The organism is Arthrobacter sp. ISL-30 (assembly GCF_018613855.1).
Lineage (GTDB): Bacteria > Actinomycetota > Actinomycetes > Actinomycetales > Micrococcaceae > Arthrobacter.
In genome coordinates this window covers 19,233-38,281 of sequence record NZ_JAGGPK010000023.1, presented here as the reverse complement: position 1 = coordinate 38,281, position 19,049 = coordinate 19,233, and the positions used below count along the sequence as shown (strand labels likewise).

Sequence of the window (19,049 nt, the reverse complement as noted above, 5' to 3'; positions counted from 1 at the left end):
CCAGGTGACCTGGTGGGCCGACTCGGGGGAGAGGGTCCAGAAGTCCCACTGCATGTCCGCGTCGCGCAGGTGGGTGCCCGGCAGGCGCTTCTGGGAGTGGATGAAGTCAGGGAACTTGATGCCGTCGCGGATGAAGAACACCGGGGTGTTGTTGCCCACGAGGTCGTAGTTGCCCTCGGAGGTGTAGAACTTCACGGCGAAGCCGCGCGGGTCGCGCCAGGTGTCCGGGGAGCCGTTCTCGCCGGCAACGGAAGAGAAGCGGATGAGCATCTCGGTCTCGACGCCCGGCTGCAGGAACGCTGCCTTGGTGTACTTGGAGATGTCCTCGGTGGTCTTGAAGGTACCGAACGCACCGCCGCCCTTGGCGTGCACCACACGCTCCGGAACCCGCTCGCGGTTGAACTGGGCGAGCTTTTCGACCAGGTAGTGGTCGGTCAGGATGATGGCACCATCGGCGCCGACGGACTTGGAATGCGCGTCCGACGTGACGGGCGCACCCGACTGGGTCGTTGAAATGGCAGTCATTGTTCTCCTATTTCTCTATTACTCGTGAGGGACGTTCAGAAGGAAGTTGTTCGCCTGCGCCGACCCATTCCACGGTGCCGTCTGCAAAAAATTGCTCCTTCCAGATCGGCACACGGGCCTTGATCCGGTCCACAAGCTGTGAGCACACGTCAAACGCCTGGCCACGGTGGGCTGCCGACACGGCACAGACCAGTGCAGGATCACCCACCTCCAGCATCCCGACGCGGTGGGCGGCCCAGATGCGGACCGGCTTGTCGGCCTTCCCGGCATGCTCCGCGACCAGTTCCGCCACGACTTCGGCCAGGATGTGTTGTGCCGTGGGGTGGGCCGAGTAGCTTAATCTGTTGACGGCCATGCCGCCGTCGTGGTTCCGGACCACTCCGCTGAAGCTGACCACGGCCCCGGCTTCGTCGCCCTGGACGGCCGCTGTGGCCCTGTCCACCGAGATGGGGTCCTCACTGAGCTCGGCGAGGACAACGTCAAATCCGGACATAGGTTTCCTCGCGGCCCACCTTTTGCGGGTGGCCCAGCCTTTCGCGGCCGGCGTACACATTCAGGCTGTGTCCCCGGCTGAATCCAACCAGCGTCACTCCAGTCTCGACGGCGAGGTCGGCGGCCAGGCTGGAGGGCGCGCTCACGGCAGACAGGACGGGAATGCCGGCCATGGCGGCCTTCTGGACAAGTTCGAAGGATGCGCGCCCGGATACCTGGAGGACGGTGCCGCTCAGGGGCAACAGGTTTTGGCGCAGAGCCCATCCCACAACTTTGTCCACAGCGTTATGGCGTCCAACATCCTCGCGGAGGCAAAGCAGTTCCGGGCTGGCGCCGTCCACCTTGAACAGGCCGGCGGCGTGGACGCCGCCCGTCTTGTCGAACACCGCCTGGGCTTCGCGAAGCCGTTCAGGGAGTTCGGCGAGGACATCCACGGGAATCTGCAGCGCGTCCTGGGCAGGATCGAAGGGAAGGGTCTTGCGGACGGAGTCGATCGAGTCCGTTCCGCAGATGCCGCAGGAGCTTGAAGTGTAAACATGCCGCATGGTGGCAGGCACAGGTACGTCCGGCCTCAGTTGGGCCTCGATCACGTTATACGTCTTTTCTCCCCCCGCATCGCCGGCGCAAAAGCGCAGCGATACCAGCTCGGAGTGGGAACTGATGATGCCTTCTGAAACAAGGAACCCGGCCACCAGGTCAAAATCGTCCCCGGGGGTCCTCATGGTGACCGCGAAAGAGCGGCCACCGATCCGGATTTCCAAGGGCTCCTCGGCGGCGAGTACATCTTCCTTGAACCGTATCGGGTATTCGGTGCCGGAACCGTCTACGTGGAAGCGGTGGATCTTGCGGCGGTGTGTCACGCGTCCCATGCGGTGCTCCGGACTCGGTTGGTGGTGGAAACGATCGTCTCGTTGGACTGCGTCCAGGGGAGGGGGAGCACAGGAACCGGCTCGCCGGACTGGACTCCGCCAGGGGGAACAGCCATGACGCCGTCGGCCCAAGCCAGTCCACGCATCATGCCGGGCCCGGTATGCGTGGCAGGGAAGGCCAGCCCCTCGATGAACCTGCAAGGAATCAGTCGCGTACGGCCTGGGCACGGATCAATGTCAGCAGCGGACGTCGCCTGCCCAACGGCGCCTAGGGGCCTGCCTCCGAGTGCCTCCAGCAGCGGTGCACCGATAGTGGTGAGGGCCATCATTGCTGCCAATGGATTACCGGGCAGTCCGACGACGAAGCGGCCGTCCGGGAGCGCGGCCAGGACTGCAGGGTGTCCGGGCCGCATCGCGATGCCATCCAGCAGCAACTGTCCGCCGAGGGCAGCGACGGCGGCGCGAAAGTGGTCGGTTTCGGAACAGCCGGTTCCGCCGGTGGTGATGGTGACGTCTGGCATCCGGCCGGGGAATGCTTTTGAACCGCCAAGTGCCGCCAGCCATTCAGTGTAGGAATCCCCGATGCGCACGGGACCGGCGGGCGTGCCTCCCAGCATGACAATGACCGTGCCCAGCTGGGGACCAAAGGTGTCCCTGACCTGGCCGGGATCCGGAACGCCCGCAGTGACCACTTCGGAACCGGTCAGTACGATGCCGACCACCGGCCTGGGCTGCACCTGAAGACTGTCGTGGCCAGCCACGGCGGCCAGGGCGATGTGGCCCGGGTTCAGCGTTGTGCCGGCGGGGATCAGCACCTCACCGGCGGCAGCCTCTTCGCCTGCAGGACGAATGTGTCGGCCCGGCCCCGGTTCGCCTTCCTTTGCGTTGTCATTGAGTCGCAGGAGAGGTCTGCCGTCAGCGTTTTGGTGGATCTGGCCGCTTTCCTTGCGGAGTATCGACTGGGCGCCGGCAGGTACCCGCCCGCCGGTGGCTATGACGCTGGCACTCCCGGGGGACAAAAAGGACCCATGGTCGGCAAGGACCCAGGGACCGCTGCCGTTGACGGCCCAGCCGTCCATGGCAGAGGAGTCGTAATGCGGGAGTGTCTGGAGGGCGGCCACGTCGCGGGTCAGGGTGTGGCCTGCTGCCGAGGGGAGGGGGACTTCCACAGGTGCGAGCGGCAGAGCGCAATCGAAAGCGATTTGCCGGGCTTCGGGCCAAGTGGGGGAGGGATGTCGGGATGGGCTCACGGCAGAATGCAACTCCGGAGTGCGACCGCTGGTGGCGATTTCCTGGGCGAGCAACGGTGCCCCTTTTCTGAAGGTAATGATGCGGTGAAACGTGCGGAGCCGGGACCGTGAGGCGTGCACCAGGTGGTGTTTGCTTCGCAGTCCCCGGCCCCGTCAGCCGGGGTGCTACGCCTTGACGTAGCCGTTCGGGTTCAGCACGAACTTTGTTGCCGCTCCGGCATCGAACTCTGCGTAGCCACGCGGAGCGTCGTCGAGCGAGATGGCCTTGGCGTTCACTGCCTTGGCGATCTGGACCTTGTCATGCAGGATGGCCATCATCAGCTGACGGTTGTACGACATGACAGGGCACTGGCCGGTGGTGAAGGACAGGGACTTGGCCCATCCGGTGCCCAGCGACAGCGACAGGGAGCCGTGTTTGGCGGCCTCGTCGATTCCACCGGGGTCGCCGGTGACGTACAGGCCGGGAATGCCAAGGGCCCCGCCTGCGGCGGTGATGTCCATGAGGGAGTTCAGCACCGTGGCCGGGGCTTCGTGGGAGGCGTCCTTGCCGTGCCCGCGGGCTTCGAAGCCTACGGCGTCGACGCCGCAATCCACTTCGGGGACGCCAAGGATTTGCTCGATCTGGTCCTTCGGATCGCCGTTGGAGACGTTCACCGTTTCGCAGCCGAAGGAGCGGGCCTGCGCCAGGCGGTCTTCGTTCATGTCACCGACAATCACGACGGCGGCACCGAGCAGCTGCGCACCGACGGCGGCCGCGAGCCCCACCGGGCCTGCGCCGGCAATGTAGACGGTGGATCCGACGTCCACTCCGGCAGTGACGGCGCCGTGGAAGCCGGTGGGGAAGATATCGGAAAGCATGGTCAGGTCCATGATCTTTTCCAGGGCCTGATCGCGGTCCGGGAACCTGAGCAGGTTCCAGTCAGCGTAGGGGACCAGCACGTATTCCGCCTGGCCACCCACCCAGCCGCCCATGTCCACATAACCGTAGGCGCTGCCCGGGCGGTCCGGGTTGACGTTCAGGCAGATTCCGGTCTTGCGCTCCTTGCAGTTCCGGCAACGGCCGCAGGAGATGTTGAAGGGTACGGAGACGATGTCTCCCACCTTGATGAACTCCACGTCCGGACCGACTTCCACCACTTCGCCGGTGATTTCATGGCCGAGGACGAGGTTCTTGGGAGCAGTGGTCCGGCCCCGTACCATGTGCTGGTCCGAGCCGCAGATGTTTGTGGTCACCGTGCGCAGGATCGCGCCGTGGGGAACTTTCCGGCCCACATTGGCCGGATTGACGCCGGGCCCGTCCTTGAGTTCGAACGTCGGGTAGTCGGTGTTGATGATTTCGACGACACCGGGTTCCTTGTAGGCGACAGCTCTATTTCCTGACATGAACACTCCTTTTGGGCTGCTGGGGGTGGTGCTGGGATTTGGTGCCAGGCCTGCCGTATCGGATTGCCTTGCACTGGTCCGGCAAAGTTGCCGGCGCTGCCCCGTTGCCCGAAAGCGGTGCTTCGATGAGGATACCTCCCCAGGTTTCAGGCCACCGAAGCACCATTCACGGGCACGGGATAGCTCATCTTTCGCGAGGGCGAAGGATGTCAGTCGGATGCCGTGCCGGGTGGTACAGCATCCCGGTGCTGCCTAGCGCTGGGCAGCCGCGCCTGCGGAAGCTACGGTGTGGTCGTTCTCGACGGTGCTGCCGCTCACTCCGATGGCACCAATTATGGCTCCGTCGTCACCGTGCAGCGGGAGTCCGCCCGGGAACGAGATAAGTCCGCCGTTGGAGACTTCAATGTTGAACAGCGGGCCCCCCGGCTGGGACAGTTCGCCGATTTCTCCCGTTGCCATATCGAAGTAGCGGGCTGTGCGGGCCTTCTTGATGGAAATGTCGATGCTGCCGAGCCAGGCGCCGTCCATGCGCGTGAAGGCTTTGAGGTTGCCCCCGGCGTCCACCACCGCGATGTTCATGGCGGTGCCGGTTTCGCGGGCGGAGTCGCGGGCGGCGTTGAGGACGGCATCGGCCTGGGCTTGGGTGATGTCAGACATGGTTTCTCCCTTGATGGTGTCTGTTATGTATGGCGATGTGCTGTGGCGGTTGTTGCCCTGAAGGGGCGTTCCGGGACTGCGCGAACCTCACACGCACGAGCCTGATATTTTCTCTTGGTCACTAAAGATATATCAGTTACATCCTATGGCAGCCGCGCGGGCACGTCCAGAGATTTCTTAGCGGCCGTGGATGAGGCTCAGCGCCTCGGCCCGTGCTGCCGGCAGGCGCAGTTCACCGCGGACTGCAGACGTGATGGTCTTTGCCCCGGGCTTGCGGATGCCCCGCATGGACATGCACAAGTGCTCGCACTCGATCACCACAATGGCACCCAGTGGGCGCAGCGATGTGACCAGCGCGTCCACCACCTGGGTGGTCAGTCTCTCCTGGACCTGCGGCCTTCGAGCAAAGACGTCCACGAGCCTGGCCAGCTTGCTGAGGCCGGTGACAAGTCCCTCAGCGGACGGGATGTAGCCCACGTGTGCTAGGCCATGGAACGGCACCAGGTGATGTTCGCAGGTGGAATAGAACGGGATGTCCTTGACGATGACCATTTCACCGTGGCCGAGGTCGAAGGTCTTGTCCAGGACGGCAAGGGGATCCTCATGGAGGCCGCCAAACATTTCCGCGGCGGCGCGGGCCACGCGGGCCGGGGTGTCCGCCAGGCCGGGCCTTTCGGGGTCCTCCCCGATGGCCAGGAGGTACTCGCGGACAGCCCGTTCAACCCTTGGCCCGTCCACGCCCCTGGCAACGGTTGCCTCTGTCGTTGGTGCAGCGGTCACGGTTCGACCCGCTCAAGCCGCACGATCACGGACTTGGAGGTCGGCGTGCCGCTGGTGTCGGCCACTGAGTCAAGCGGCACGAGGACGTTGGTTTCCGGGTAGTACGCTGCCGCGCAGCCCTTGGGCGTCGAGTATGACACGATGCGGAAGTTCTCGGCGCGGCGTTCGGTCCCCTGGAATTCGGAGATGAGGTGAACCATGTTCCCGTCCGTGAACCCCAGTTCAGCGATATCGTCGGCGTTTATCAGGACTACGCGTCGCCCGCCGTGGATGCCGCGGTAGCGGTCATCCTTGCCGTAGATGGTGGTGTTGTACTGGTCGTGGGAGCGCAGGGTCTGTAGGACAAGCCGTCCCGCGGGGACCCTGATGAACTCCAGTTCGTTGCCGGTGAAGTGGGCCTTGCCCGAAGCAGTATCGAACTTCCTGGCGTCCCGGGGCGGGTGGGGAAGGACGAACCCGCCAGGGTGCTGGATCCGTTCCTCGAAATTCTCGAAGCCGCTGAGGACTGCCTCGATGTGTTTCCTGATGATGGAATAGTCGTCCCTCATGCCGAGCCAGTCGGCTTTGGGAGCATTGGGGAGCGGGAGGCCGTCGCTGCCCGTAAAGACTTTGTCGGCGATGTGACACACGATGGCCACCTCGGACTGAAGGTGCTCGCTTGCGGGCTTGAGGCGTCCCCGGGAGGCGTGGACCGCACTCATGGAATCCTCCACGGTGACTCTCTGGTCGCCTGTGCGCTGGGTGTCTTTCTCGGTACGTCCGAGCGTCGGAAGGATCAGAGCACGACGGCCCGTCGATACGTGGGAATGATTCAGTTTCGTGGAGATCTGCACTGTCAGGCGGGTGTTGGCCAGTGCCTGTTCCGTGACCTCGGAGTCCGGGGCCGCCCGCACGAAGTTGCCGCCCATGCCGATGAACACGCGGACCTTGCCGTCCCGCATGGCGCGGATGGCAGCCACGGTGTCGAAGCCATGCGCCCGGGGGGAGAGGAATTGGAATTCGTGGTCAAGGCGGTCGTGAAAGTTCTCCGGCATCTTCTCGAAGATGCCCATGGTCCGGTCACCCTGGACGTTGGAGTGGCCGCGGACCGGGCAGACGCCGGCTCCGGGCTTTCCGATGTTGCCTTGGAGAAGCAGGACGTTGACCACGTCGCGGAGGGTGGGAACAGAGTGCTTGTGCTGGGTCAGGCCCATGGCCCAGCAGACGATCGTGGCGCTCGAGGCCAGGAGGCGTTCGCCAGTGGCCTTGATCTGTTCCAGTGTCAGTCCGGTGGCTTTGACGATGTCGTCCCATTCGGCCTTTTCGAGGTACCGCAGGTATTCCTCGAAGCCAACGGTGTGGTCTTTGATGAATTCATGGTCCAGCACGGTGGGCAGGCCGGGGGTCTTGCGTCCCTGGGCTTCGGCTTCGAGGAGGTATTTGCCAAGGCCCTGGAAGAGGGCCTGATCGCCGCCGGCGCGGATTTGGAGGAAGTCGTCGGTCAGTTGTGTGCCCACCACCATGCCAGAAATGTTCTGCGGATTCTCGAACCGCAGGAGCCCGGCCTCGGGGAGTGGATTCACGGAGATGATGACGGCGCCGTTCTTCTTCGCCTTCTCCAGCGCGCTGAGCATGCGCGGGTGGTTGGTGCCGGGATTTTGACCCGCCACGAAAATCAGCGACGCCGTCTCCAGGTCCGTGAGGCTGACGGAGCCTTTGCCGATGCCGATCGTTTCGACCAGGGCCGAGCCGGACGATTCGTGGCACATGTTGGAGCAGTCCGGCAAATTGTTCGTCCCGATGCCCCGAACGAGGAGCTGGTACGCGAAGGCTGCCTCGTTCGATGTCCGCCCGGAAGTGTAGAAGACCGACTGGTCCGGGTGCTCCATGTCCCTGATCTCCTGGGCGATCAGCTCATAAGCGTCGTCCCACTCAATGGGCTTGTAGTGGGTTGCGCCTTCGTCGAGGAGCATCGGATGCGTTAGCCGGCCTTGTTGACCCAGCCAGTAGTCGTCGCGCGTTTTCAGGTCCGCAATGGAGTACTTCGCGAAGAATTCAGGCGTGACACGGCGGCGCGTGGCTTCTTCAGCCACCGCCTTGGCGCCGTTCTCGCAGAATTCCGCAGCGTTGCGCTTTTCGTGTTCAGGCCAGGCACAGCCCATGCAGTCAAAGCCGTCAACCTGGTTGACGGCCATGAGTGTCTGGATGCTGCGCAGCGGGCCCATCTGCTCAAGGGAAATTTTCAACGCGTTCGCAACAGCGGGAAGGCCGACAGCAGTCGTTTTGGGCTTCGTCAGGTTCAGTTTTGACTCGTCGATATTCTGCTTGGGGGCTTTTGAAGCCATGTGATCTTCCCTTCAGATCTTGGCAGGAAACAGTGGAATGAAGGTGCTGCCTGGGGCCAGCGTGCTGGTCCGCTGCAGTGCCCGCAGATCATCCAGGAGGCCAGGCAGACGGCCGAGGTCGTTGAAGGTGTAGACATGGAAGCCGGCAAAGAGGGGATCGCCCGCCAACTCCTGGTGAACCTCTCGGATCAGGCGTCCGCTGTCATAGCTCAGGAAGTCGCCCCGCCGCCAGATCGCTCCCGCCATCCCTGTCCCGTGGGCGAGCTTGAGCGAGCGGCCGACTCCGAGGCGTGCTCCCAGGGATACCAGTTTCCCGACGGAGACCGGACCGGGGACTCCAACCCACACAGGTATCTGGATGCCGCTCTTGCGGATTTTCCGGAGGTAGCGGCTGATTGCCTCGGCGGAGAAGCACATCTGCGTGACCATGGACGACGCCAAGGGCGCTTTCATGAGGAGGCTGCTGAGATGCTCCTGGCTAAGGTGGGGGTGGCCTTCCGGGTAGCCGGCAATTCCTATGGAGAAGTCGGGTGAATAAGCGTTGACCGCTTCAAGGAGTTCTCCACTCCAGCTGTAGGGACCGGCGGGCGTGCGCCGGTCCCCGTCGACAAGGAACAGTTCCGAGACGCCGGCCTCCTGCAGCTGCAGCAGCAGCGAATTGAGTTCTGCCTCACCCGTGATGCTGCGGGCTGCGAGATGGGGAACCGTGTGGTAACCCAGGCGCGCCAGGTTTACGGACGTCTGCACCGTCCTGGCGGGTCCGTGGTGCGGCAGGCACGTCACGCTGACGGATTCCGTGGTGTCAAAAGCCGCGGGGAGTTGCGTGAGCAGATCGGCGGATGGAACCACTTCCAGCCGTACCTTTGCAACAGCTTCCTTGCTCATTAATCTCCGTTCCTTCGGCATCACCGCAACACTGCCTGCCGGAGCGGAAAATCTCCAACTGGTACCTACCGGAGCGGTTGACATTCTTTTGATGGAATATTGATATATCAGTTCTAGAAATACTATGTACACGAGGCCTTCGCGTCAAGGCTCAGCCGTGCACCGGGAGGAGACATAAAAATGGCAAGCGGTGGAGAACTACCGTCGGATGTTCGGGGTCCTTCCTGCCAACGAGGCAGGAGGACGAGTCCTTCGCCGACTTCGCCTATAGGGTGCTCTGCGACGAACTGATCGTTTTGGACATCAAGCCTGGTGAACCATTGAACGACGAAGTGATTTCCAGGCGGCTCGGGGTGGGGAGGACACCAATCCGGGAGGCCATGAAGCGCCTTGAGAGCGATCATCTGGTGGTGGCGTATCCCCGCCGGGGAACATTCGCGGCAGGGGTGGACATCACGGATTTGGCTGAAATCTCCGAAATCCGGCAACTTTTGGAGCCCGCGGCCGCAGCGCGGGCTGCCCGGATGGCATCGTCGCAACTGCGGCAGGAGATCAAGGAATTTGCCAAAGAAGTCGAACAGCTCCTGCCACGGATGCACTCCCAGCGGGACCTTATGCGCCTGGATATGCGGGTCCACCGGATGATCTACCGGGCCGCGGGGAGCCGGCACCTGGAAGATGTCCTGATCCGGTACGACAATCTGGCCACGCGGATCTGGAGCCTTGTGCTGGAGAAACTTCCTCCGGTGTCCGAACATATTGCCCAGCACATTGAGCTGCTCGAATGCATCGCGGAGGGCGATTCCGAGGCTGCTGCGCGGCTGACCACCAAGCATGTGACGGATTTCGAGAACCTGATCAGGGCAGTCCTCTAGCCTCCTGGCAGGGGCAGGGGCAGGGTCCAGTCAGACGGTCCGCGCCCGTGCAGAGCGCATAAGGATCTGCACGGGCGCGGACAAACAACAGGTCCTACCTGACCCAGGGGTGCCTGCCGTGGATCACCCGGCTGTTCCCAGGACCAATGCACGCGACTGTTCGCGCGCGGCCTCGGTGGTGTGCAGGAGAAGCAGGGACGTGGTGACTGAGCCGACGCCACCGGGAACGGGAGTCAGCGCCGCAGCGATGCCCTGGACGCTGGCTTCATCCACATCCCCCACCAGGGTCCCGTCGGGAAGGACGTTGGTGCCGACGTCGATCACCACGGCCCCGGAGGAAATATGGCGGCCGTTCAGCAGGCCGGTGCGACCGGCGGCGACTACCACGACGTCGGCCGTCCTGGTGTATTTCTCCAGCGGCCCTGACCTTGAATGGCAGACGGTAACCGCGGCGTCGCGTTCCAGCAGCAACAGGGACAGCGGTTTTCCGACGACGCCGGAACGTCCAATCACGACGACGTTCCGGCCCGCTACCGGGATGTCGAAGTGGTCAAGGATCTCGGTGACGGCCCGGGCCGTGGCAGGCGCGAACGACGCCTGCCCGACGGCCAGGCGGCCGAGGCTCAGTGGATTCGCGCCGTCGATGTCCTTCTCGGGGGCGATGTGCCCAACCAGCCCATCGGCGTCGACGCCAGGCGGCAATGGCGTCTGCAGGATGATGCCGTTGACCGATGGCTCGGCGCTGAGGTCTTTCAGGACTGAGGCCAATACCTGTCCTGTTGCGCCATGGCCCAGGTCCACGATCCGGCAATTGATGCCCGCGCTTTCTGCAGCCCGTTCGATGGAACGCACATACCAGTGCGTGGAGCCGTCGTCGGTGGCCACAACCACTGCAAGGGTGGGGCGCAGGCCTTCAGTTTCGAGGTCCCGGGCTTGGTCGTGGGCCTTCTGCTGAATGAGCTTGGCCAGGTTTCGTCCAGGGAGGAGTGTGGTGCTCAACCGAGAATCCTTTCGCGCACGCGCTTCACGAGCGAGTCGGCTGCCAGGATGACCTTTTCCTCAAGGCCGTCGGTCTGGGCAGCCAGCCGGGAACGTGCTTCGGTGTCTTTGATGGCCACCACATTGATGTCGATGTTTACCCGTGCAGTGGTGGCGGCTGCCCGGGCGGCGTCGACGGCGGCGGCGACGTCGCTGATCACGTTGGCATTGGCCACTTCGAACAGTTCTGTGGCAAGATCCACGACGGCGCCGGCAAGGAGGATCAGCTGTGCCGGCGTGTTCGCGGCCTGGATGAGCGCATCCTGGATGGACGCTGCCCGTGCGGCCTTGAGTTCGTCAGTACCGGCCGGGAGCTTGTACGCGTCAATGACGCCTTGGAACGCGTGCTGGTCGGCGTCCGCGAGGTGCAGGGCCTGGGCCACCAGTTCGTCGGCGCGGCTGATAATCCTGGCGACGAGCACGGCGTGCTGTTCGTATTTCGTGCCGGTGGTGTACCTGGCCACCATGGCGACAAGTGCCGCCCCCTGGGCGGCGTGAAGTGCTGCGGCTGCGCCGCCGCCTGGAGTGGGTTCGCGCGAGGCAAGCCTGGCGAGGTAGTCGTTTATTGTTTCTGAACTGATCATGTGTCTTCCTGGGGCTGAAGCTCTAGTCGACTGGCCTGGGGCATGGGACTGCCATGCAAAAGCAGCGGCCCGGACTCTGGTTGCGAGGGAATGAGTCCGGGCCGCGTGCCCTTGAATGGCGGGTGGCTGTTAGCCGCGGAGCCGGGTCATGGTGGGGTCGTACAGGGGATCCGCTGTGACCGTGGCCTGGATGCGCCGGCCAAAGTACTCGATTTCCACCGAGTCACCCACGGAGACGGCGGCGGGCAGGTACGCATACGCGATCGGCTTGGCCACGGTGTAGCCATAAGCGGCGCTCGTGACGTAGCCAACTGCCTGGTCCTTGTAGAAGACAGGTTCCTTGCCCAGCACGATGCTGCGGCCGTCGTCGACCGTCAGGCAGCGCAGGCGGCGGGCGGAGTTTTCCTCGGTACGGCCTTCCAGTGCTGCCTTGCCGACGAAGTCGTCCTTGGTCATCTTCACGGCGAAACCGAGTCCGGCTTCCAGCGGGTCGTGCTCGGTGGTCATGTCAGTGCCCCACGAGCGGTAGCCCTTTTCCAGGCGCAGCGAGCTGAATGCGGCGCGGCCTGCAGCGATCACGCCGAACGGCTGCCCTGCCTTCCACAGTACGTCCCACAGGCGCTGGCCGTTGTCTGCGCTGGTGTACAGTTCCCAGCCCAGCTCGCCGACGTAGGACAGCCGCATCGCGGTGACGGGGACGCCACCGATGACTACCTTCTTAGCCCGGAAGTAGCGCAGGCCGTCGTTGGAGAAGTCGTCGCTGCTGACGGTGCTAATGAGGTCCCGGGCGAGGGGGCCCCACAAGCCGATGCAGCATGTCCCGCCGGTGGTGTCGCGCACCTGGACCCAGTCGCTGGCGGTTCCGTTTTCCGTCTGGTGGCGTGCGGCCCGCTCAAAGTAGGCCGTGTCGATGTTTCCATTGGCTCCGAGTTGGAAGGTGTCTTCGCTCAGGCGGGCCACGGTGATGTCGCTTCGGATGCCGCCGGCGTGGTCCAGCAGGAGGGTGTAGGTGACGGCCCCCGGCTTCTTGGTCATATCCGCCGTCGTCAGCTCCTGCAGCAGCTTGAGGGCTCCGGGGCCGGAGACCTCAAGGCGCTTAAGCGGTGTCATATCGTACATGGCCACCGCGGTGCGGGTCTTCCAGGCTTCGGCGGCGGCGATGGGTGAGCTGAACATCCCGGACCAGGCGTCACGTGCCGGCGGCTGCCATTCGTCGGGCATCTCCTTGAGCAGTTCGGCGTTGGCTTCGAACCAGTAGGGGCGCTCCCATCCGCCGGACTCGAGGAAGTAGCCGCCCAGCTGCTTGTGGCGGGCGTGGAACGGGCTGACGCGCAGGTTCCGCGGAGAGAGCTTTGGCTGCAGCGGGTGCAGGACGTCGTAGATTTCCACGAAGTTCTGCTGGGATGTTTCGCTGACGTATTCCGGGGTCAGCTGGACCTCTTCGAACCGGTGGATATCGCATTCTCCCAGGTCGATCTGCGACTTGCCGGTAGTCAGGAGTTCGGCGACAGCGCGGGCGACGCCGGCCGAGTGGGTGACCCAGACGGCTTCGGCGACGAAGAAGCCATCGAGCTCCTTGGACTCACCCACCAGGGGGCCTCCGTCCGGAGTGAAGGAGAAGATGCCGTTGAAGCCGTCCTCGATGTCACTTTCGCGGAGGGCCGGCAGCAGCTGCTTCGTAGCTTCCCATGCCGGGAGGAAGTCCTCCAGGGTGAAGTCGAGGCGGGAGGGCATGTTGTGTTCACTGATGGCGTTGGGGTCGTAGGAGCCCAGCTCATCAACGTTCACGGGCATGGGCCGGTGCGCGTAGGAGCCGATGCCGTAGCGGTCGCCGTGCTCGCGGTAGTAGAGGTCCTGGTCCTGGTGCCGCAGGATCGGCAGGGAGGCGTCGTTGGGCAGTTCGTTGCGGCCCTTCTGCGCCGGGACCGGTGTGGTCTTTACATATTGGTGGGCCAACGGCAGGAGCGGGACTGACATCCCGATCATCTCGCCGATCTTGGCGCCCCAGAAACCGGCGCAGGAGACCACGATGTCGGCAGGGATGGTGCCTTCGGAGGTCTGGACGCCGGTGACCCGGCGGTTGGACTGTTCGATGCCCGTCACCGTGGTGTTGCCCAGGTACTTGACGCCTGCGGCTTCCGTCCGCTTGATCAGCAGCTGGACTGCACGCGCAGCGCGTGCCAGGCCGTCGCTGGGAACGTGGAAGCCGCCAAGGATGTCTTCCTCGTTAAGGAGCGGGTAAAGCTCCTTGCACTCAGCGCGGGTGAGGATCTTGCCTTCGATACCCCACGCGGCGGCATAGCCGAGCTTCCGCTTCAGGTCCGCGAGGCGGGTCTCGGTGGTGGCAACTTCCAGGCCACCGACCTGGTTGAAGCAGCTGACGCCATCCTCGCTTAGGGACAGGAGCTTCTCAACGGTGTACTTGGCGAAGGCAGCCATGGTCTTTGAAGGGTTCGTCTGGAAAACGAGGCCCGGGGCGTGGGACGTAGAGCCGCCAGGCATATTCAGGGGTCCCTGGTCCAGGACGGTGATGTTGTTCCAACCCCGCGTGACCAGTTCGTCGGCCAGGTTCGTGCCGACGATTCCCGCTCCAATAATGACAATGCTTGGCGTCGAAGCCATGTGGTTTCTCCTGCTGGTTTTCGTGTGTTGTCTCTGCTGATGTGGTGGTCGTGCTTACCGGAACACGACCGTGCTGGTTTGGTCCAGCAACACACGGTGCTCGCAGTGCCACCGCACGGCGCGGGCCAGCGCCAGCGCTTCCGCGTCCTGCCCGACTGTTGACAGTGCTGTGGGCCCGTAGCTGTGGTCCACCCGGATGACTTCCTGTTCGATGATCGGCCCTTCATCCAGTTCCGCAGTCACGTAGTGGGCTGTGGCGCCCACCAGCTTGACGCCACGGTCGTACGCCTGGTGATACGGGCGGGCCCCCTTGAATCCGGGCAGGAAGGAGTGGTGGATGTTGATGGCGCGGCCTTCAAGGGAGCGGCAAAGGTCATCGGACAGCACCTGCATGTATCGGGCCAGCACCACGAGGTCGATGTCATATTCGTCGATGAGATCCAGCAGGCGCTGTTCGGCGTCTGCCTTGGTCTCGGGTGTCACCGGGACATAGAGGAAGGGGAGGCCGGCTGCTTCAGCCATGGCCCGGTGGGTTTCATGGTTGGAAACCACGAGGACGATGTCGCCGCCGAGGCTGCCGCCGCGCCAGCGGAAGATCAGGTCATTCAGGCAGTGGCCGAACTTGGACACCATCACAAGAATGCGCTGCTTGGTCTGGTCATGGAAGCTGAACTTCATCTCGAAGCGGTCCGCAATAGCCTTGAACTCCTCCTGGAGCCTCTCCGGCGTGTACTCGGGGGAACCCGAGAATGCCGTGCGCAGGTGCAGCGTCTCGCGGAGTCCGTCGTCGAACTGCTGGTGCTCTTCGATATTGAAGCCACGTTCGAATAGAAAAGTGGTGACGGCCTGGACAATACCGGCACGTTCAACGCACGACAGTGTGAGTACGAACTTCTGGGCCTTGTCATTCACGCGGGGGTCGGTCTGAGCCAGCGTGCTGGTTGATGAGTCTGTCACTAGGGTCATGTCTCCTCCTTTAGATATCTTCCCGTTAGATATATTCGCAGAACATAAACTGATATATTAGGGTTGGGAATCAGCGTATACTGGTCAGTGGGCGAGGTCAACAGCCTGTTTGGCTTGAATGGAAAGGGGTCCGGGTCATGGCAGTTGAAGCTTTGGCAATCGCGGAAGACGCAGTCAAGAAGTCATTGGCGGACGTGGCGTACGAGCGCATCCGCGACCGACTGCTGATGCTTGACATCAAACCCGGCGATCTCCTCAACGACGACCACCTCGCCAAGGACCTCGGCATGGGGCGGACTCCGGTGCGTGAGGCTTTGAAGCGGCTTGAGCTTGACCGCCTGGTGGTTTCGTACCCGCGGAGGGGCACTTTTGCCACGCGGGTGGAGGTGACTGACCTCGCTTTCATTTCCGAAATCCGGACGCAGCTTGAACCGCTCGCAGCGTCCCGTGCTGCCCGGGTGGCCACGGAGCGGCAGCGGGAACGGCTGCGGGCTGTGATGCAGGCTGTTGAGTCCTTCGATACCCACGCGGCCTCCGTCGTTGAAACCCTGCGCCTCGATGCGCGGGTGCATCAAGGCATCTACGCGGCTGCGGCCAACCCCCACCTCGAAGATGTCCTGATCCGCTACGACAATCTCGCCACCCGCATTTGGTGCATGGTGCTGGATCGCCTCCCCGATCTCTCCCGCCACGTGCATGAGCACCTGGACCTGCTCGGCGCGGTGATAGACGGCGATGAGGAGCGGGCCGGTGACCTGGCGAGGAGCCATGTCAGCGGTTTCGAGGATGCCGTCCGAACGGCACTCTTCACCTGATCTGAGCCCCACCTCTCCATGTGTTCCCGGATGCGCGGCCCCTTCAAGCCGCGCTTCCGGCGCCTCTGGGACGGCCTGAAAAATCTGTTGACACCCATTGGGCTGGATAGCATACTTGAGTCACGAAACTAATATATCAACAGGATATTAGATAGCAGAGGAGAAAAGATGGTCGACGTTCTGACCCGTACGCTCGCAGAGACCGATCCTGCGATCCACGCAGCCGTTCAGCAGGAGCTGCTGCGCCAGCAGGGCACGCTGGAGATGATCGCCTCCGAAAACTTTGCGCCGACTGCCGTCATGGAGGCGCAGGGATCCGTCCTGACCAACAAGTATGCCGAAGGCTACCCGGGCAAGCGTTACTACGGCGGCTGCGAACACGTTGATGTGGTCGAGCAGCTGGCCATCGACCGTCTTAAGTCATTGTTCGGATCCGAATTCGCCAATGTGCAGCCCCACTCAGGCGCCCAGGCCAATGCAGCGGCGATGTTCGCCCTGATCCAGCCCGGTGACACCATCCTGGGGCTGAACCTCGCACACGGTGGCCACTTGACGCACGGGATGCGAATCAACTTCTCCGGCAAGCTCTACAAAGTGGTCCCGTATGGAGTCGACGAGAACACCATGCTGATTGACATGGCTGAAGTTGAGCGTCTGGCAATTGAGAACAAGCCGAAGCTGATCGTCGCCGGCTGGTCCGCTTACACCCGGCAGCTGGACTTCGCCGAGTTCCGCCGCATCGCGGACCTCGTAGGCGCCTACCTGATGGTGGACATGGCGCATTTCGCAGGCCTGGTGGCCGCCGGGCTTCACCCCAACCCCGTGCCCCACGCCCACATCGTCACGAGCACCACCCACAAGACCCTTGGCGGCCCGCGCGGTGGAGTGATCCTGACCAACGACGCCGACATCGCCAAGAAGATCAACTCCGCAGTGTTCCCCGGACAGCAGGGTGGCCCGCTGGAGCACGTTATTGCTGGGAAGGCCGTGGCATTCAAGCTCGCTGCAGAGCCAGCGTTCCGTGACCGCCAGGAACGCACCCTGGAAGGCGCCCGCATCATCGCGGAACGCCTGCTGGCCGCCGACGTTGCAGAGTCCGGCGTGACAGTGGTCAGCCGTGGCACCGACGTACACCTGGTCCTGGTGGATCTGCGCCATTCGGAACTGGATGGCCAGCAGGGCGAAGACCGCCTGCACAGGATCGGCATCACAGTCAACCGCAACGCCGTGCCCTTTGACCCGCGTCCGCCGATGGTCTCTTCCGGACTTCGTATTGGCACGCCGGCACTGGCCACCCGGGGGTTCGGGAAGGCCGAATTCACCGAGGTCGCGGACATTATCGCCGCAGCCCTCAAGCACGAGTTCAGCGACGAGACCGTGGCAGAACTACGGCAGCGGGTAGAAATCCTGGCCGGCAAGTTCCCGCTCTACCCCAACCTCTCCTCTGACGCGAACGAGGTGGCATGATGGCCGACCTGCTTCCTGAGCACCCGGAATTCCTCTGGCATAACCCGGACCCGAAGCCTTCCTACGACGCAGTCATCGTTGGCGGCGGCGGCCACGGCCTGGCCACCGCATACTTCCTGGCCAAGAATCACGGCATGACCAACATCGCCGTTCTCGAAAAGGGCTGGCTGGCCGGCGGCAACATGGCGCGGAACACCACCATCATCCGTTCCAACTACCTCTGGGACGAGAGCGCCGCCATCTATGAGCACGCCCTCAAACTGTGGGAAATCCTGCCGGAGGAGCTCGAGTACGACTTCCTGTTCAGCCAGCGCGGTGTAATGAACCTTGCGCACACGCTGGGCGACGTCCGCGAAAGCATGCGCCGCGTAGGTGCCAACAAGCTCAATGGCGTGGACGCTGAATGGCTGGACCCGCAGCAGGTCAAGGAACTCTGCCCCATCCTTAACATCAGCGACAACATCCGCTACCCCGTCATGGGCGCCACGTACCAGCCGCGCGCAGGGATCGCCAAGCACGACCACGTGGCGTGGGCCTTCGCCCGCAAGTGCGATGAGCTGGGTGTGGACATCATCCAGAACTGCGAAGTCACCGGCTTCGTCAAGGACGGAAACCGCGTGGTTGGTGTCAAGACCAACCGCGGCACCATCAACACCGAAAAGGTGGGCCTCTGCGCCGCCGGGCACAGCTCGGTCCTGGCTGAAATGGCCGGTTTCCGGCTCCCCATCCAATCCCACCCGCTCCAGGCGCTGGTTTCCGAACTGCACGAACCGGTCCACCCCACAGTGGTCATGTCCAACCACGTGCACGTCTACGTCTCCCAGGCCCACAAGGGTGAGCTGGTCATGGGTGCCGGAGTGGACTCCTACAACGGGTACGGCCAGCGCGGCTCCTTCCACGTGATTGAGCAGCAGATGGCGGCCGCCGTCGAACTCTTCCCCATTTTCGCCCGAGCCCACGTGCTCCGGACCTGGGGCGGCATCGTGGACACCACGCTGGACGCCTCGCCGATCGTGGGCACCACACCGGTGGAGAACATGTTCGTGAACTGCGGCTGGGGCACCGGCGGGTTCAAGGGAACCCCCGCCGCGGGGCTCACCTTCGCCCACACCATCGCCACCGGAGCGCCGCACAAGCTGAACGCACCGTTCTCCCTGGAGCGCTTCGAAACCGGCGCCCTCATCGACGAACACGGCGCCGCCGCCGTGGCCCACTAGCCCCAGAAAGACAACGCACATGCTGCTGATCTCATGCCCCAACTGCGGCCCCCGGGATGAAACCGAATTCCATTACGGCGGCCAGGCCCACGTGGCATACCCGGAAAACCCCAACCAACTGAATGACCGTGAATGGGCCGAGTACCTGTTCTACCGGGACAACACCAAGGGCACTTTCGCCGAGCGCTGGGTCCACAGCACCGGCTGCCGGCAGTGGTTCAACATACTTCGGGACACTGTGAGCTATGACATCAAGGCCGTCTACCCCATGGGCGCCCTCCGCCCTGATACCACCCCTGC

Annotated in this window: 17 protein-coding genes and 1 pseudogene; 5 read left to right on the top strand and 13 right to left on the bottom strand. The window is 63.4% G+C overall.

Annotation, left to right across the window (positions count from 1 at the left end; all coding sequences use genetic code 11):
* The 9 genes from J7E82_RS10140 to J7E82_RS10100 form a co-directional block, all read right to left on the bottom strand.
* Window positions 1–525 (bottom strand): catalase (locus J7E82_RS10140; RefSeq protein ID WP_214862484.1); only part of this gene is annotated, 525 nt, incomplete at its 3' end.
* A 7-nt stretch (window positions 526–532) separates the two neighbouring features.
* On the bottom strand, window positions 533–1,018 hold the full coding sequence (locus J7E82_RS10135) for a molybdenum cofactor biosynthesis protein MoaE (RefSeq protein WP_214862483.1): 486 nt from the start codon (window positions 1,016–1,018) through the stop codon (window positions 533–535).
* Window positions 1,005–1,886, bottom strand: a complete 882-nt coding sequence (gene fdhD / locus J7E82_RS10130) for a formate dehydrogenase accessory sulfurtransferase FdhD (RefSeq protein WP_214862482.1) — start codon at window positions 1,884–1,886, stop codon at window positions 1,005–1,007. The genes J7E82_RS10135 and fdhD overlap by 14 nt, the downstream gene beginning before the upstream one ends.
* Window positions 1,874–3,136, bottom strand: a complete 1,263-nt coding sequence (locus J7E82_RS10125) for a molybdopterin molybdotransferase MoeA (RefSeq protein WP_308113743.1) — start codon at window positions 3,134–3,136, stop codon at window positions 1,874–1,876. Before J7E82_RS10125 ends, fdhD begins: the two co-directional genes overlap by 13 nt.
* 165 nt (window positions 3,137–3,301) lie before the next feature.
* A complete protein-coding gene (gene fdhA / locus J7E82_RS10120) occupies window positions 3,302–4,519 on the bottom strand; it encodes a formaldehyde dehydrogenase, glutathione-independent (RefSeq protein WP_214862481.1) in 1,218 nt (405 codons plus the stop codon).
* A gap of 252 nt (window positions 4,520–4,771) precedes the next feature.
* Entirely contained in the window at window positions 4,772–5,176 is a 405-nt protein-coding gene (locus J7E82_RS10115) for a heme-binding protein (RefSeq protein ID WP_214862480.1), read from the bottom strand.
* Between the two features lie 177 nt (window positions 5,177–5,353).
* Complete coding sequence (folE, locus tag J7E82_RS10110) at window positions 5,354–5,956, bottom strand: GTP cyclohydrolase I FolE (RefSeq protein ID WP_214862479.1); 603 nt, start codon at window positions 5,954–5,956, stop codon at window positions 5,354–5,356.
* Entirely contained in the window at window positions 5,953–8,280 is a 2,328-nt protein-coding gene (locus J7E82_RS10105; protein WP_214862478.1) for an FdhF/YdeP family oxidoreductase, read from the bottom strand. The genes folE and J7E82_RS10105 overlap by 4 nt, the downstream gene beginning before the upstream one ends.
* Before the next feature lie 12 nt (window positions 8,281–8,292).
* On the bottom strand, window positions 8,293–9,165 hold the full coding sequence (locus tag J7E82_RS10100) for a methylenetetrahydrofolate reductase (RefSeq protein WP_214862477.1): 873 nt from the start codon (window positions 9,163–9,165) through the stop codon (window positions 8,293–8,295).
* Window positions 9,166–9,389: 224 nt separating this feature from the next.
* Between J7E82_RS10100 and J7E82_RS10095 the strand changes: the two genes are divergently transcribed.
* Complete coding sequence (locus tag J7E82_RS10095; protein WP_214862488.1) at window positions 9,390–10,040, top strand: GntR family transcriptional regulator; 651 nt, start codon at window positions 9,390–9,392, stop codon at window positions 10,038–10,040.
* A 123-nt stretch (window positions 10,041–10,163) separates the two neighbouring features.
* Here the strand turns inward: J7E82_RS10095 and J7E82_RS10090 are convergent, their stop codons facing one another.
* From J7E82_RS10090 to purU, 4 genes are all read right to left on the bottom strand, one after another.
* The gene (locus J7E82_RS10090; protein WP_214862476.1) at window positions 10,164–11,039 is read right to left on the bottom strand and encodes a bifunctional 5,10-methylenetetrahydrofolate dehydrogenase/5,10-methenyltetrahydrofolate cyclohydrolase; all 876 of its coding nucleotides are present in this window, start codon (window positions 11,037–11,039) and stop codon (window positions 10,164–10,166) included.
* Complete coding sequence (locus J7E82_RS10085) at window positions 11,036–11,662, bottom strand: cyclodeaminase/cyclohydrolase family protein (RefSeq protein ID WP_214862475.1); 627 nt, start codon at window positions 11,660–11,662, stop codon at window positions 11,036–11,038. The genes J7E82_RS10090 and J7E82_RS10085 overlap by 4 nt, the downstream gene beginning before the upstream one ends.
* 129 nt (window positions 11,663–11,791) lie before the next feature.
* A complete protein-coding gene (locus J7E82_RS10080; RefSeq protein ID WP_214862474.1) occupies window positions 11,792–14,284 on the bottom strand; it encodes an FAD-dependent oxidoreductase in 2,493 nt (830 codons plus the stop codon).
* A gap of 54 nt (window positions 14,285–14,338) precedes the next feature.
* Window positions 14,339–15,250, bottom strand: a complete 912-nt coding sequence (gene purU / locus J7E82_RS10075) for a formyltetrahydrofolate deformylase (protein WP_214862473.1) — start codon at window positions 15,248–15,250, stop codon at window positions 14,339–14,341.
* A gap of 137 nt (window positions 15,251–15,387) precedes the next feature.
* Here purU and J7E82_RS10070 point away from each other — a divergent pair, with 137 nt between their 5' ends.
* The 4 genes and pseudogenes from J7E82_RS10070 to J7E82_RS10055 all read left to right on the top strand — a co-directional run.
* Window positions 15,388–16,065, top strand: coding sequence for a GntR family transcriptional regulator (locus J7E82_RS10070; protein WP_214862472.1), 678 nt, complete (start codon window positions 15,388–15,390; stop codon window positions 16,063–16,065).
* Between the two features lie 168 nt (window positions 16,066–16,233).
* On the top strand, window positions 16,234–17,532 hold the full coding sequence (gene glyA / locus J7E82_RS10065) for a serine hydroxymethyltransferase (RefSeq protein ID WP_214862471.1): 1,299 nt from the start codon (window positions 16,234–16,236) through the stop codon (window positions 17,530–17,532).
* Window positions 17,529–18,749, top strand: a complete 1,221-nt coding sequence (locus tag J7E82_RS10060) for a sarcosine oxidase subunit beta family protein (RefSeq protein WP_374223606.1) — start codon at window positions 17,529–17,531, stop codon at window positions 18,747–18,749. The genes glyA and J7E82_RS10060 overlap by 4 nt, the downstream gene beginning before the upstream one ends.
* Before the next feature lie 19 nt (window positions 18,750–18,768).
* Window positions 18,769–19,038: pseudogene (locus J7E82_RS10055) on the top strand (sarcosine oxidase subunit delta); the annotation flags it as partial.
* Window positions 19,039–19,049: the final 11 nt, after the last annotated feature.